The organism is Oryzihumus sp. (genome assembly GCF_054325275.1).
In genome coordinates, this window is the sequence record NZ_JBTCWL010000037.1 from 25,444 (window position 1) to 39,083 (window position 13,640).

The following is a 13,640-nucleotide window of genomic DNA, read 5'->3' on the forward strand; positions in this document are numbered from 1 at the left end:
CGTGGGACCGGAGGACCGACATGGCTGTTTCCGTAGGACTGTCGAAGGCGCTCGACAAGGCGTGGGAGGACAAGTCCCTCGCGGACATCCTCGCCGCCCCCGTGTCCGCGCTGGCCGGGGTGACCGAGGCCGACGCCAAGAAGCTCGAGGAGGCGTTCGGCATCAAGACGGTGCGCGACCTCGGCTCCAACAAGTACTTCGCCACCGCCGGCGTGCTGGTCGCCCTGGCCAACCACACCGACTGACCCACCCCGGTGTGCCGGGTGGCCGGCCCGGCCACACGGCATACCGGGTCCGGGTCAGGGGACGACGCGGTCGCGTCCGCGGGCCTGGGCGTCGCGCAGCGCCGCCTCGGCGCTGCGGTAGACGCTGGCCAGGTCCTCGCCGTCCGGGCCGAACTGCGCCACCCCCGCGCTGAAGGTGACGGGAACCGACCGCCCGTCCGTGCCGGTGAACGGGTTGGCCCGGCAGCGCTCCAGGGTCCGCAGGACGCGTCCGGCCGCGTCCTCACGGCTGAGGCCGTAGAGGGCCACGGCGATCACCTGACCGCCCCAGCGGGCGATGAGGTCGTCCGCCCGGAAGCTGCGGCGCAGCAGGGCGGCCAGCCGCTCGAGCACCTCGTCCCCGACGGTGTGCCCGTGGCGCTGGTTGATCTCCTCGAAGTCGTCGAGGTCGAGCAGGACGACCGACAGGGGCTCCCCGGAGCGGACCGCGTCGGTGCGCAGCCGGGCCAGCTCGCGGATGAACGTGCGCCGGTTGGCGAGCCCGGTCAACGGGTCTGTCTCGGCCAGGAGGCGCTGCTGCCGCAGCCGCTCAAGCCGACCGGAGACGCGGGCGAGCAGCTCGGCGGGGTCGACCGGCTTGGTGACGTAGTCGTCGGCGCCGGCGGCGAACACCTCCTCGACGGCAGCCTGCTGGTGGCTGCTCGTCAGCACGATGACCGGGGTGGACTCGAACCGCGGGTCGGCCCGCAGCAGGCGGCACAGCTCGAACCCGGTCACGGACGGCATGTCCAGGTCGAGCAGCACCAGGTCGGGGGCGGTCTCCTCGATGGCCTCCCAGAACTGCAGGGGGTCGCCGACGGTCGTCACCGGGAGCCCGGCGTGGTCGAACAGGTGGGTCAGGACGTCCAGGATCACCGGGTCGTCGTCCACGGCCAGGACACGGTGACGGGACAGCTGCTGCCGTCGCACCGTGTCGACGACGACGTCGACCACCTGCGCCGGTGGCAGCGAGCGGGCGACCAGGCCACCCGCTCCGGCCGCCCGGACCTCCTCGGCGTCCGGGGACTGCGGCTCGGGAGCCAGCACGAGCGCCCCGGCCTCGGGCAGCAGGGACGCGACGTCCGCGAGCAGGCCGAGCGCGTCCTCGCCGGTGACCTCGGCGTCGACGAGGACGACGTCGAGGCGCCCCTGGCGAACGGCGTTCCGCGCCGACGTCACGTCGGTGGCCACCCGGCAGCGCAGCCCACGGCCCTCCGCCTCCCGGGCGATCGCCCGTGCCTGCGCCGGGTCGCCGTGCGCCACGAGCAGCCGGCCCGACGCCCGCGTGGGCGCCGTCGGGCCGGGTGAGCTGGCCGGCTCCTCCAGCTCGCGGCGCAGGTTGGCCAGGTGCCGGGCCGCTGTGAGGGCCCGCGACGGGAGCTCCTCCGCCGGACCGGCGAACATCCGCTCGAACTCGCGTGCGATCTCGGTGGCCCGGGGGAATCCGAAGGTGCCGGCTGCCCCGGCGATCTGGTGCGCGGTGCGCTCGGCGGCCCGCTGCGCCTCCGCGTCGAGGTTGCGCTCGACGACGGCGTGCAGCGCCCCCTCGAGCCGGTCGACCTGGGCGAGCAGCCGTTCCCTGCTGCGCTCCCAGAGCTGCTGGATCATCTGCCGCTCGAGCACGGCCTCCCCCGCGGCAGATCGGCCCGGCTGGGTCATCGCGCGCCGGGACGGGTGTGGACGACCTTCATCGCGCGGCCCCCTCATCGCACCAAGGCGCCGCGGGAACGGCGTCAGGGCATCTCATCCTAGGTGGCTGCACCCCGGCGCGCAGGCTGACGTTGACCATTCCTTGACACAGGCCTGAACGTCCCATCGCCTGCGCCTTTCCCGGGCCTCCCTAGGTTGGGTGGGGAGCCGGGAGCAGTCCGAACACGACGATGGGAAGGACTCATGAACACTTCGCGCAAGGTCTCCACCCGCACCGTCCTGGCCTCTGGCGCCCTCGCCCTGAGCTTCGCGATCGGCAGTGCTGGATCTGCGATGGCCGGGCCGATGGCACCCGAGCGCACGACCAGCTTCGGGCAGTCAGTCGCCACCCACGAGGTCGGCAGCCACGTCGACCAGCACTACCGCACCCTCACCGCGGACCAGATCGCAGCGCGCCAGCAGCTGCGCACCGACATCGTCGCGCTGGTGAGCGCCATGCGCGCCGGCGACGACGTGGCGGCACAGGCCGCCCTGACCAAGGTCATGTCCGACATCAAGGCCGTGAAGGCCGCGGACGCCGCCGCGGCAGCCGCGAAGGACCCGAAGGACAGCCGCGACGAACAGAAGGGCGACGACGACTCGACCGAGGCCAAGGACCCGGCGGACAGCCAGGACAGCAAGGACTCCACCGAAGCCCGACCGGTCGCAGGGGTCGTGAAGAAGGACCGCACGGCCGACCCGAAGCGGTGCGCCGGCGACAAGACCGACGCCTCGAACACGTCCTGGAAGCGGGATGGCCAGGCCCACTCCGCGGCCTGGCACAACGACAAGAGCTGGTCCTCGGCGCACGACAGCCGGGACCGTCACGACGGTGACCACCGCGACCGCCGCGGGCACCACGGGTCGCGGCACGGCGACCACCACCGCTCCGGACGCTGACGCAGGAGCGGCCGGCAGGTCGGCGCGAACGGGCGTCAGCGGCACGTCGGCCTCGCACGAGAGGGGGCGGGTCCCACGGGGACCTGCCCCCTCTCGTGCCCGCCCGGAAGCTGACGGGGTCGTCGACAGGCGAGTCACGGCATACGGGGCCAAACCACTCACGCACCGCCCCGTCAGGGTCGATACTCGGGGACGTGCGCCGCCCGCCCCCGACCGCCATGATCCCGTTCGTCATCGTCGGGACCGTCGGGGTCGCTGCGCTGGCCGCCCCGCTGCACTCCCTCGACGGGCCGCACCTGGCAGTGGTGCTGGGGCTGCTGGCGGCGAACGTCGCCTACGGGGTCCGGGTCGCCCTGCGCACGGAGCCGAGCTGGCGAGACGGCGTCCCCCCGCTGGCGTTCTTCCTCGTCATCGCTGCGCTGCGCGACGCCACCGCCTCCGCGACCCCCACCGTGCCCCTGCTGGCCCTGCCGACCCTGTGGATCGCCCTCTACGGCACCCGCCGGCAGCTGGTCCTGGCCGGCGCGGCCACGATCGCCGTGCTGGTGGTGCCGATGGCGCTCATCGGCAGCCCCCGCTACCCGGTCAGCGACTGGCGCCGGGCCGTCGTGTGGACGCTCATCGTGTTCCTCATCTGCCCGGTGATCCAGCGGGTCGTCAACCGCCTCGACGAGGAGCGAAGCAGACAGGAGCGGGTGTCCAGCCACCTCGACGGCGTGCTGCGCGCCGCCACCGAGCACGCCATCGTCGCCAGCGATCTCGAGGGCCGGATCACGTTCTTCAACGAAGGCGCGGAGCGCATGCTCGGCTGGAAGGCCGAGGAGGTCGTGGGCCTGCGCACCCCCGAGGTGTGGCACGACCAGGCCGAGCTGGACCGGATCGCCCTCGAGGAGGGCGTCGACCGGGCCGAGGTCGTGGTCCACCGGGCCAAGCGGGAGGGCCGCGACACCCGCGAGTGGACCTACGTCAGCCGGGACGGGCACCGCTCCACGGTGCGACTCACCATCACCGGGATGTATGACGCGTCCGGCACCCTGGTGGGCTGGATGGGGGTCGCGGTCGACGTGACCGTCGAGCAGCAGGCGCTGCGCGCCCTGCGCGAGTCCGAGCAGCGGTGGCGCGCCCTGCTCGACCACCTGCCCGACACCGCGGTGATGGTCATCGGGCCGGACCTGCGGTTCCGGCTCGCCACCGGGCTCGGGCTGCAGCGCCAGGGCGTGGCCAACGCGCAGGGGCTGACCCTGGCCGACATCGCCTCACCCGAGAACGTCGCCCGGATCGAACCGGTCCTGCGCGGAGCCCTGGGCGGTCGGGAGGGCCAGGTCGAGGTCCTGGCCACTCACACCGGCCGGGTGCTGCAGATCGTCGGGACCCCGCTGCCCCCGCGTGACGACGAGCCCGAGGCCCTCGTGGTCGCCTGGGACGTCACCGAGGAGCGCGCCCGCGAGGAGTCCGAGCGCCGGGCCCGGCAGCTGTTCCAGCGGATCTTCGACGAGGCGCCCTACGGCGTCGCGCTCGTGGGCCTCGACGGCATCGTCCAGCAGGTCAACCCGGCCCTGTGCCAGATGCTGGGCACGCCGCGCGAGGACATGGTCGGGCGTCCACTGGAGACGTTCCGCCCCCCGGACTCGGACGCCCCGCAGGGGGTCATCCAGGTGCTGCTCGACAGCCCCACGGGGCGGCTCGAGCTGGAGATGTACCTCCCCCGCCCCGACGGGCAGCTCGTGCGGGTCGCCATCGGTGGCGTCGTCCTGCGCGGACCGGATGGGGTGGCCGAGTCGGTGCTGTTCAACATCGTCGACATCTCCGAGCGGCATCGCTACGAGGAGCAGCTGAGCTACCTCGCCGACCACGACCCGCTGACCGGGTTGGCCAACCGCCGGCAGTTCGACGCCGCGCTGACCGCACACATGGAGCGCTGCCGCCGGACCGGACCAGCCGGAGCGCTCATGGTGCTCGACCTCGACCACTTCAAGCAGATCAACGACACCCTCGGGCACCTCGCCGGCGACCAGCTCATCATGGCCGCCGGTGCCGCCCTGCGGGCGCGGGCCGGCGGCAACGACCTGGTCGCCCGGCTCGGCGGCGACGAGTTCGCCCTGCTGCTGCCGGACGCGGACCGGGAAGGCGCCACGGCGCTGGCCCGCGACCTCGTGCGGCTCGTGCGGGACCAGGTGCGGGTGCGCTCCGGCGGCCGCGAGCGGCGCGTGACCACGAGCATCGGCGTCGTCCTGGTCACCGACGCCGGCACCTCCTCCAGCGAGCTGCTCAGCGCCGCCGACATGGCGATGTACGACGCCAAGGAGGAGGGGCGCGACGGCTTCTCCGTCTTCGGAGGTGTGGACGCCGAGCACCCCGGCACCGCCGGTCGGCTCGCCTGGGTCGACCGGCTCTCCGAGGCGCTCGAGACCGACCGCTTCGTGCTCTACGCGCAGCCGATCCTCGACCTGCGCAGCGGCCGGGTCAGCGGTGCGGAGCTGCTCGTGCGCATGCTCGACGAGGACGGGCAGCCGGTCAGCCCGGCCCAGTTCATCCCCGCCGCCGAGCGCGCGGGGCTGATCCAGCAGCTCGACCGGTGGGTCCTGGACCGGGCGGTGGACGTGCTCAGCGACGCCCAGCACATCGACCCCACCTTCCGGGTCCAGGTCAACCTCTCCGGCCACTCGGTCGGCAACCAGATGGTCATCCACGACCTGCTACGGCACCTCAGCCAGCGGCCGTTCGACCCGCAGTGCCTGGTGCTCGAGATCACCGAGACGGTCGCGGTCGCCGACCTCGACTCGGCGGTGCAGTTCGGCCGGGACGTGCAGGCCATGGGCTTCCGCTTCGCCCTCGACGACTTCGGCGCCGGGTTCGGGTCCTTCAAGTACCTCAAGCACCTGGTCTTCGACTTCATCAAGGTCGACGGGGACTTCGTGGTCGACGCACCCTCGAACCCCACCGACCGGCTGATCCTGGCCTCGATCGTCGGCCTGGCCCACGGGCTCGGCAAGGAGACGGTCGCCGAGTACGTCGAGGACGAGCAGGTGCTTCAGATCGTGCGGAGCCTGGGCATCGACCACGCCCAGGGACACCACGTCGGGGAGCCGGAGCCGGTCGAGGACCTGCTGCGTCGGCTCGCCCGCGGCGAGGCCTTCCCGGGGAAGGGCGTCAGGGCAGCCCGACCGTGACCGTCACCCCCGGCAGCGGCACCGACAGGCCACCGCCGGTGGTCGTGGGACTCGGGGTGGAGGTGCTCGTGGTCGGCGAGGGCTTGGGCTTGCGCGTCCTCGTCGACGTCGACTTCGGGGACGTCGTCCCCGACGCGGTCGTCGAGGTGGGGGACGACGAGGGGGTCGTCGGCGAGGCCGCGCTCGTGGGCGCGGTGCCCGGGGTGGGCGCGGTCGTGCCCGGGGTCGCGGAGGCCGGCGGGGCGGGCGCCGACGGGGTCGGGACCTGCGTGGTCGGCAGGGCGCTGGGCGCGGTCGACGGCAGGGCCGTCCGGGTGGTCTGGCGCGACACGCTCTGCAGGTCGCGGGGCGCTGCGGTGGTCGCCGAGTGCGACGGCCCGCCGGACTGCTCCTGCAGCGGCAGGTGGGGCGCGACATACGTGCCGACGCGGACGGCGGCGTAGCCGACCACGGCGACGCCGAAGACGGCGCTGGACACGTGGGTGAAGTTGGTGGGGTTGAAACGCACAGGGTTCCTTTCCGGAGGCGACTCGGGAGCGGCGTGGTGGTCAGACGGTGTCGAAGGTCTCGTCGTGGACCTGCCGGGAGTCGACCCCCAGCTCGCACAGGGCGTCGGTCACGTCCCGGGCCATCTGGGGCGGACCGCACAGGTAGTAGTCGAAGTCGTGGTGGTCCTCGGGCAGGTAGCGGTCGAGCAGGTCCACGTCGATGCGCCCGGTCGGGCCGCGCCACCCCTCCTGCGGGCGGGCGACGACCTCGACGACGCGCAGCCGGATCCGCCGGGTCATGGCAGCCAGCTCCTCGCGGAAGAGCAGCTCCTGCTCGCTCGGCGCAGCGACGAAGAGCCAGTGCTCGCGCTCGTCGGCGACGCTGGCGAGGTGGCGCAGCACGCTCATCATCGGCGTGATCCCGACGCCTGCGGCAATCAGGACGAGCCCGCGGTCGGCGTGCTCGACCGGGGTGAACGCGCCGTGGGGTCCGTCGACCCACACCCGGTCCCCCACCGCCAGGTCACCGACCGAGGAGGAGAAGTCGCCCAGGTCCTTGACCGTGAACTCCAGCTCGCCGCGGCGGCGCGGCGGGGAGGCGATGGTTAACGGGTGCTCCTCGAAGCCGAACGGCGTCGCGCCGAACCGCACGTAGGCGAACTGCCCGGGCTGGAACCGGGACAGCCCGCGGTGCCCCCACGCCTCGAGCACGACGGTGGAGACGGTGGGGCTCTCCCGCCGCACCTCGCTGATGAGGTACGGGTGGAGCAGGGCCCGCATGGGACGCCAGACCCACCGGCGCAGCGTGACGAACAGCACCACCGCCGCGAGGAAGGCGAACCACTTGGAGAACAGCGGCGTGACCACCAGGTGCTTGAGCAGCAGCACGTGCAGGCTCGAGCCGACCAGGACGGTCGTGCCCAGCACGACGTGCATGCCACGCCACGCCTCGTAGCGGGGACCGATCCAGCGGCGCAGCAGCGCCAGCACCACGAGCAGGAGCATCGCCAGCGTGGCGACGAACGCGGCCCTGGCTCGGCCGGGAGCCACCCGGACGTCGAGGAGGGTCAGGTTGCCCGGACGGATCATCATGACAGCGACCACGTGGGTCAGCACGAAGCCGAGGGTGGTGATCCCCACCAGCCGGTGCACCCTCATCACCACGTCGATGCCCAGCCCGTTGGACAGGGCGCGCACCCGCTTGGGCAGCACCCAGGTGACGACGAGGAGGGAGAGCGCCACCAGACCGGTGGCCAGGGAGACCTCGTAGGCCGCGTTGGCCCCTGCGGGGCGGTCGCTGCCGAGGGCCAGGCCGAGGGGGATGAGCACCACGGCGAAGTAGGCGACCGCCCAGGCCTGGCGGATCATGCTTCGCATCGGCTCGACTTCCAAGGGTCGCGGACAGGACATCCCCCCGTACCCCTGCCAGTGACCCGCCCCGGGGCCGGTCACTGAACCGACGACGATAGCCACCTGCTGCCGGGGACTCAAACCCACCGGAGGAACGCGGACGTCGAGGTCAACCCTCGTCTTGCCGAGGGGTTTGGTGGCATGGTGGTTCCGTGGCTGTGCAGTCGCCCGAGAGGGAGGGGCTGGCCGACGCGTCCAAGCCCGAGCCCCACAGCCGTGACCAGCGCGACACGTGGGGTCTGCGCCGACTGGTCGCGTCGATGGTGGTGCTGCTGGTCATCTTCGTCCTCACCCACGTCTTCCTGGTGCAGGGCTTCTTCATCCCGACGTCGTCGATGGAGCCCACCCTGCACGGCTGCAGCGCCTGTGACGGCGACCGCGTGCTGGTCGACAGGATGGCCGTCCGGACCGATGCCATCCATCGCGGCGACGTGGTCGTCTTCCGCGACAGCAAGGGCTGGCTGCCGCACCCGAGCGACGCCTCGGCCCCGGTGGTGGAGTGGCTGGAACTCGCCGGTCTCGCCCCGGACGAGAGCGGGGAGAACCTCGTCAAGCGGGTCATCGGCCTCGACGGTGACCGGGTGGAGGCCCGCGGCGGCGTCCTCTACGTCAACGGTGTGCGCCTGCTCGAGCCCTACCTCCCGCCGGGCGTCCGTGCGAGCGCCACGGACTTCGCGGTCACAGTGCCGGACGACCACCTGTGGGTGATGGGCGACAACCGCGACGACTCGGCGGACAGCCGCAGCCACCTCAACGACCCGGGCGGGCCCTTCATCGCCGAGGCCGACGTCGTCGGCAAGGCGTTCGCGATCGTGTGGCCGCTGCAGCGCAGCGGCGCGATCGACGCGCCGCCCACGTTCGACGAGGCCGCCCTCGCCCGACCCGACTGACCGCCGCCATGACCCTTCAGGGACCCCTGGCCGTCGAGGCGGCTGCGGCCGCACTCTGGCGCAGCACCACGCGGGGAGCCAGCTTGGTCGCACGGCGCCGGGTCCACCAGCCGCGCGACCTCATCGGGCGGCGCCTGCACTTCGGCGACGGCACCTCGGCAGTGGTCTACCGGGAGACCCGGCTCGAACGTCCGGTGCCGTCGCAGCCGACCGTGCTCGTGGTGGGGTTCCGGCTGCGGCTCGTGCGCGGACACGGCCACGCCGTCGTGCGGCCCGCGAGCGAGCTGACCACGCCCCTGTTCGTCGGCTTCCCGGGGTTCGCCACCAAGCTCTGGCTGGCGCACGACGGCCACGGCCGCTACCGGGGCGTCTACGAGTGGGACGGGGCCGGGCCGGCCGAGGACTACGCCCGCACGCTGTGGCGGTTGCTTGCCCTGGTCAGCGTGCCGGGGTCCGTGGGCTACCACGTCCTGCCCGACCTGACCCGCGACGTCGCCCTCGACTTCCCCGCCGCGGGTCCACCCGAGTGGTGGCGGCCGGTGCTCGCTCCGGCGCTGTAGTCAGCGCCAGGTGAACGTCGCCAGCGCTCCCCCGGGCAGGGTGTAGGAGAAGCTGCGCCCGCCGACGCGCACCGAGAACGTGCGCGGGTCGTCGTTCTCGTTGTGCACGACCAGGGCGGTCGAGCCGTCCGGGTTGCGGAAGGCGACGTCCATGACCTGCCCGTTCCAGTCGGTCGAGCCGTAGGAGGTGCTGCCGACCCGCACCGCCCCCGGCCGCACGAACCGGCTCAGGTGACCGATCGTGTAGTACTCCCCGTTCGTCGTCACCGTCCCGCCCGGCGCCACCGTGAGCAGGCCCGAGCAGGTGCCGCAGCCGCCCAGGTGCGGCCCGCCGCCGGGGTCGAGCGCGATGTTCCACGTCAGCACCGACTTCGCCCAGTTGCGGGTCGCGCCGATCGTGATGGTCCGGGCGTGCCAGGTCAGCGTGTCCCGGAAGACCTGCGCCGGCGGGTCGGTCAGGCCGTGGGAGCCAGAGCACTCGGTGAACCACACGCCCTTGTCGGGGTGCGCCTCGTGCATCGTCGCCATCGCGCTCGGGTCACCGGCGTAGCAGTGGTATGCCGTGCCGGCCACCCAGCGGGCGGCCGGGCTCGCGAGCACCTCGTAGGGGTAGTCGGTCTCGGGGCTCTCGTCCGGCGGGGTGTGCGCGATGTCGTCGGGGTGGGTGGCCCAGTTGTGGTCGTAGGCCAGGATCTTCGTCCGCGGGCTGGCCCGGCGCAGCATCGGGCCGAGGGCCTCGATGACCTTGACCTCCTGGTGGACCGCCATGTCGGTGCCGGGGTAGCCGCTGGGGGTGCGGTTCTGCGGCTCGTTCTGCACCGTCAGGTAGTCGACCGGCACGCCCGCCGCGGCATACGCCCGGACGAAGCGCACGAGGTACGCCGCGTAGGCCCGGTAGTAGCGCGGGTCGTCCTTGAGCCGCCCGCCCACGAGGCTGCCCGTGGTCTTCATCCACCCGGGCGGGCTCCACGGGGTCGCCATCACGGTCAGGTGCGGGTTGAGCGCCCGGGCCCGGCGCAGCAGCGGCAGCACCTGGCGCTCGTCACGGGCGATCGAGAAGTGCCGCAGCCCGAAGTCGGTCTGGCCGGCCGGCACGTCGTCGTAGGTCCAGTGCTCCGCGGCGGCGGTGAAGTCCGAGGAGCCGACCGGCTGGCGCAGGAAGCTGACGCCGATGCCCTTGCGGGGGTCGAACAGGCTGCGCATCGCGGCCTCACGGCCGGCCGGCGCCAGGCCGGTGAGCACCGCGGCCGAGGAGTCGGTGATCGAGGCGCCGAACCCGTCCATCCGCTGCATCCGCGCACTCGGGTCGACGTCGAGGGTGACGCCGTCCGGTGTGGCGTCGGTGAAGGCGACCGGGGCCCGCTGGTGCATCAGCTCGGCGCGATCGGGAGTGGTGACCCACACCTGCGCCTCGCGGGGACCGGTGCCGCCGCGGTGGTCGAGCTCGGCCTGGGCGGTGGGCACGCCCAGCAGGCTGGTGGCGGCGACCGCCGTGGCGGCAACGGCGAGGCGGAACGCGCTCATGAGGTCCTCCGGGCGGTGGCGAGGCCGAAGCCGAACGGGAAGAGAGGGTCGTCGTGCGGGTCGCCGACGTTCACCGGCTCCTGGGTGACCGTGCGCGGCCAGCTGACCGGGAGCTTCCCGGTGAAGGGGCGCCGGCCGAGCAGGGTGTCGGCCACGCCCTCGCCCTCGCTGCCGGGCAGCCACGCGGCGACGACGGCGTCGGCCTCGCCGAGCTGCTTCGGGTCGAGCACCAGCGGGCGGCCGGACACCACGACCACGACGCACGACGCCGCGGCGGAGCAGACCCGGTCGACGGCGGCCTTGTCGGCGTCGGAGAGCTGCATGTTCTTCACCGGTCGGGGCACCCCGTGGTCGCCGGGGTCGTAGGCCCAGCGGGGCCCGCCGACGTCACCGAAGCCCTCGGCGTACGGCGTCTCCCCCACCACGACCACGCCCACGTCGTCGGGACCGACCGGCGCCGAGGCGTCCTGGCTCCACGTGACGTTGCCCGCGCCGGCGCCCTGTCGCAGGCCGTCCAGGATGGTGGTGCCCGGGATCGTGGCGCCCGAGCCGCCCTGCCAGGTCATGGTCCAGCCGCCGGCCTGGTTGCCGATGTCGTCGGCGTTGCTGCCCGCGACGTAGAGGTGGGCGCCGGGGCGCACCGGCAGGGTGCGGTGGTCGTTCGTGAGCAGCACCTGCGACTCGGCCACCGCCCGCCGGGCCACGGCGCGGTGGGCCGGGCCGCCGATGTCGGGCAGGTCGGTGCGGTCGGTGAACGGGTGCTCGAACAGGCCGAGCTCGAACTTGGCGGTCAGGATCCGGGAGACCGCGTCGTCGATGCGGCTCGTCGGCACCCGCCCGGCGTGGACCTCGTCGAGCAGGGTGGTCTCGAAGCTCTGGTAGGCGTTGGGCTCCATCATCATGTCGATGCCGGCGTTGACGCCGGTGCGCACCTGGGTGGGCCAGTCGCCGGGCAGCTGGTGGATGCCCTCCCAGTCGCTGATGACGACACCGTGGAAGCCCATCGCACCCTTGAGCAGGCCGGTCAGCAGCTCGCGGTTGCCGTGCATCTTGACCGGGTTGCCCACGCTGTCCTCGGTCCAGTCGACGCTGGAGTAGGAGGGCATGACGCTGCCGGCGTGGTGCTGCCGTACGGCCGGGACGTACTGCTGGAGGGCGTTGCGCCAGAACGACTTCCGGTCGGTGACGGCGATGCCCTGGTCGATCGGGTAGTCCCCGCTGCCGGTGCCGTAGCGCGTGTCGCCGTCACCGGCGTAGTGCTTGACCGTGGCCAGCACGCGGTCCCGGTCGGCGAGGTGGCCCGGCGGGCCCTGCAGCCCGTCGATCGCGGTCTCCATCTGCTCGACCAGACGCGGGTCCTCGCCGAACGACTCGTAGGTGCGTCCCCACCGGTCGTCCCGCACTGCGCACAGGCACGGCGCGAACGCCCACTGCGGTCCGCTCGAGCGGGTCTCGGAGGCGGTGACGTGCTCGACCTCGCGGACCAGCGCCGGGTCCCGGGTGGCGCCCAGCCCGATGTTGTGGGGGAAGACCGTCGCGCCGAGCATGTTGCCGTCGCCGTGCACCGAGTCGATGCCGTAGAGCAGCGGGATGTGCAGCCGGGTCGCGATCGCCGCGCGCTGGAACCGGTCGACCATGTCCGCCCACGCGGTCGGGGTGTTCGGGGTGGGGGTCGACCCGCCGCCGGACAGGATGCTGCCGAGGTGCCACGTGGTGATCGGCGAGGTGTCGTCGGCCACCTGGTAGCGCTCGGTCTGGGTCATCTGCCCGACCTTCTCCTCCAGCGTCATCCGCGAGAGCAGGTCGGCCACGCGCCGCGGCACCGGCAGGCGGGAGTCCTCGTAAGGGAGGGGGTGCGAGGTCCCGCCCGCCGGCTGTGCCGTGGCCGGTGACGCAGTGCCGACCGCGGTGAGGGAGAGAGCGCTCGCGGCCACGGCGAGCACCACCGTCGCGGCGCGCAGCCGGGTGCGCACCGGTCGTCGTCCTGACATGGGGTCCCCTTGTCCCGGGCCCCGGACGGGCCCTGCGTCGAAAGCGCTTTCACGCCTTTCGGAACGGTATGGACCCTTTGTCCCCGTTTCAACGACGGGCGCGTCAGGAGTTGGCAAAGCCCGGTCACCATCGGTATGCCGCGCCGCCCGCCCGTCGCGGCATACCCGGCCTGCGTCGGGGGCGTGACCCGGCAGGTATGGGGGTACTGGATGACCAACAGCGCCCGCACCGCGCGGACGCACCCGTGGAGGTCACCGTGAAGACCGTCGTCATCATCGTCCTGGCTGTCGTGGTCGTCGTCGCCCTGCTCGTGGCTCTGCGGAGGGCCACCGCTGCACGCCGCCTGGAGTCCCGACGCGAGGAGGCCGCGCACCTTCGCGACCAGGCCGCCGAGCACGACCGGCTCGCCCGTGAGCGCGAGGCCGGCGCCGCCGAGGCCGAGGCTGCCGCCGCCAAGGCGCGCGCCGAGGCCGCGGAGCGGGCCGCCCAGGCCGACCGCCTCGCGGCCGAGGCCGAGCGCCGCGGCGAGGGTGTGGCGCAGGCCCGCGACCTGCGCGACGAGCACCTGCGCCTCGCTGAGGACCGCGATCCCGACCTGCCCGCGCAGGACAACGGCTACCCGCCGCACGGCGACGGGGCCGACAGCCCCGAGGAGGAGCCGCTCCCGCCCGAGCAGGAGACCGGCCAGCACCGGACCCGTCCCTGACGGCCGACCACGCCCACCAGAGGTGGGGGGGGGGGGGGGGGGCCCCCC

Annotated in this window: 11 protein-coding genes; 6 read left to right on the forward strand and 5 right to left on the reverse strand. The window is 73.2% G+C overall.

The window, feature by feature from the left end; genetic code table 11:
* Nucleotides 1-20 precede the first annotated feature (20 nt).
* On the forward strand, nucleotides 21-245 hold the full coding sequence (locus ACXVGS_RS11155; RefSeq protein WP_458529493.1) for a hypothetical protein: 225 nt from the start codon (nucleotides 21-23) through the stop codon (nucleotides 243-245).
* A 54-nt stretch (nucleotides 246-299) separates the two neighbouring features.
* Here the strand turns inward: ACXVGS_RS11155 and ACXVGS_RS11160 are convergent, their stop codons facing one another.
* Nucleotides 300-1,922 (reverse strand): diguanylate cyclase, encoded by a 1,623-nt coding sequence (locus tag ACXVGS_RS11160; RefSeq protein ID WP_458536951.1) that lies wholly within the window; start codon nucleotides 1,920-1,922, stop codon nucleotides 300-302.
* A 234-nt stretch (nucleotides 1,923-2,156) separates the two neighbouring features.
* Between ACXVGS_RS11160 and ACXVGS_RS11165 the strand changes: the two genes are divergently transcribed.
* Nucleotides 2,157-2,852: a hypothetical protein gene (locus ACXVGS_RS11165; RefSeq protein WP_458532024.1), complete on the forward strand. Its 696-nt coding sequence runs from the start codon at nucleotides 2,157-2,159 to the stop codon at nucleotides 2,850-2,852.
* 194 nt (nucleotides 2,853-3,046) lie between these two features.
* Entirely contained in the window at nucleotides 3,047-6,022 is a 2,976-nt protein-coding gene (locus tag ACXVGS_RS11170; protein WP_458529496.1) for an EAL domain-containing protein, read from the forward strand.
* On the opposite strand, the gene ACXVGS_RS11175 is transcribed toward ACXVGS_RS11170, so the two are convergent.
* Nucleotides 6,003-6,530: a hypothetical protein gene (locus tag ACXVGS_RS11175; RefSeq protein WP_458536952.1), complete on the reverse strand. Its 528-nt coding sequence runs from the start codon at nucleotides 6,528-6,530 to the stop codon at nucleotides 6,003-6,005. The genes ACXVGS_RS11170 and ACXVGS_RS11175 overlap by 20 nt on opposite strands.
* Before the next feature lie 40 nt (nucleotides 6,531-6,570).
* Nucleotides 6,571-7,887, reverse strand: a complete 1,317-nt coding sequence (locus ACXVGS_RS11180) for a ferredoxin reductase family protein (RefSeq protein WP_458536953.1) — start codon at nucleotides 7,885-7,887, stop codon at nucleotides 6,571-6,573.
* Between the two features lie 185 nt (nucleotides 7,888-8,072).
* Here ACXVGS_RS11180 and lepB point away from each other — a divergent pair, with 185 nt between their 5' ends.
* The gene (lepB, locus tag ACXVGS_RS11185) at nucleotides 8,073-8,810 is read left to right on the forward strand and encodes a signal peptidase I (RefSeq protein ID WP_458533566.1); all 738 of its coding nucleotides are present in this window, start codon (nucleotides 8,073-8,075) and stop codon (nucleotides 8,808-8,810) included.
* A gap of 8 nt (nucleotides 8,811-8,818) precedes the next feature.
* Complete coding sequence (locus tag ACXVGS_RS11190) at nucleotides 8,819-9,370, forward strand: hypothetical protein (RefSeq protein ID WP_458536954.1); 552 nt, start codon at nucleotides 8,819-8,821, stop codon at nucleotides 9,368-9,370.
* Here the strand turns inward: ACXVGS_RS11190 and ACXVGS_RS11195 are convergent, their stop codons facing one another.
* Nucleotides 9,371-10,894 (reverse strand): glycoside hydrolase family 30 protein, encoded by a 1,524-nt coding sequence (locus ACXVGS_RS11195; RefSeq protein WP_458535605.1) that lies wholly within the window; start codon nucleotides 10,892-10,894, stop codon nucleotides 9,371-9,373.
* Nucleotides 10,891-12,885 carry a glycoside hydrolase family 3 protein gene (locus ACXVGS_RS11200; protein ID WP_458536955.1) on the reverse strand — a complete coding sequence of 665 codons (1,995 nt, stop codon included), beginning with the start codon at nucleotides 12,883-12,885 and terminating at the stop codon, nucleotides 10,891-10,893. The genes ACXVGS_RS11195 and ACXVGS_RS11200 overlap by 4 nt, the downstream gene beginning before the upstream one ends.
* A gap of 257 nt (nucleotides 12,886-13,142) precedes the next feature.
* Here ACXVGS_RS11200 and ACXVGS_RS11205 point away from each other — a divergent pair, with 257 nt between their 5' ends.
* Nucleotides 13,143-13,592: a hypothetical protein gene (locus tag ACXVGS_RS11205; RefSeq protein WP_458533570.1), complete on the forward strand. Its 450-nt coding sequence runs from the start codon at nucleotides 13,143-13,145 to the stop codon at nucleotides 13,590-13,592.
* The last annotated feature ends 48 nt before the right edge of the window (nucleotides 13,593-13,640 follow it).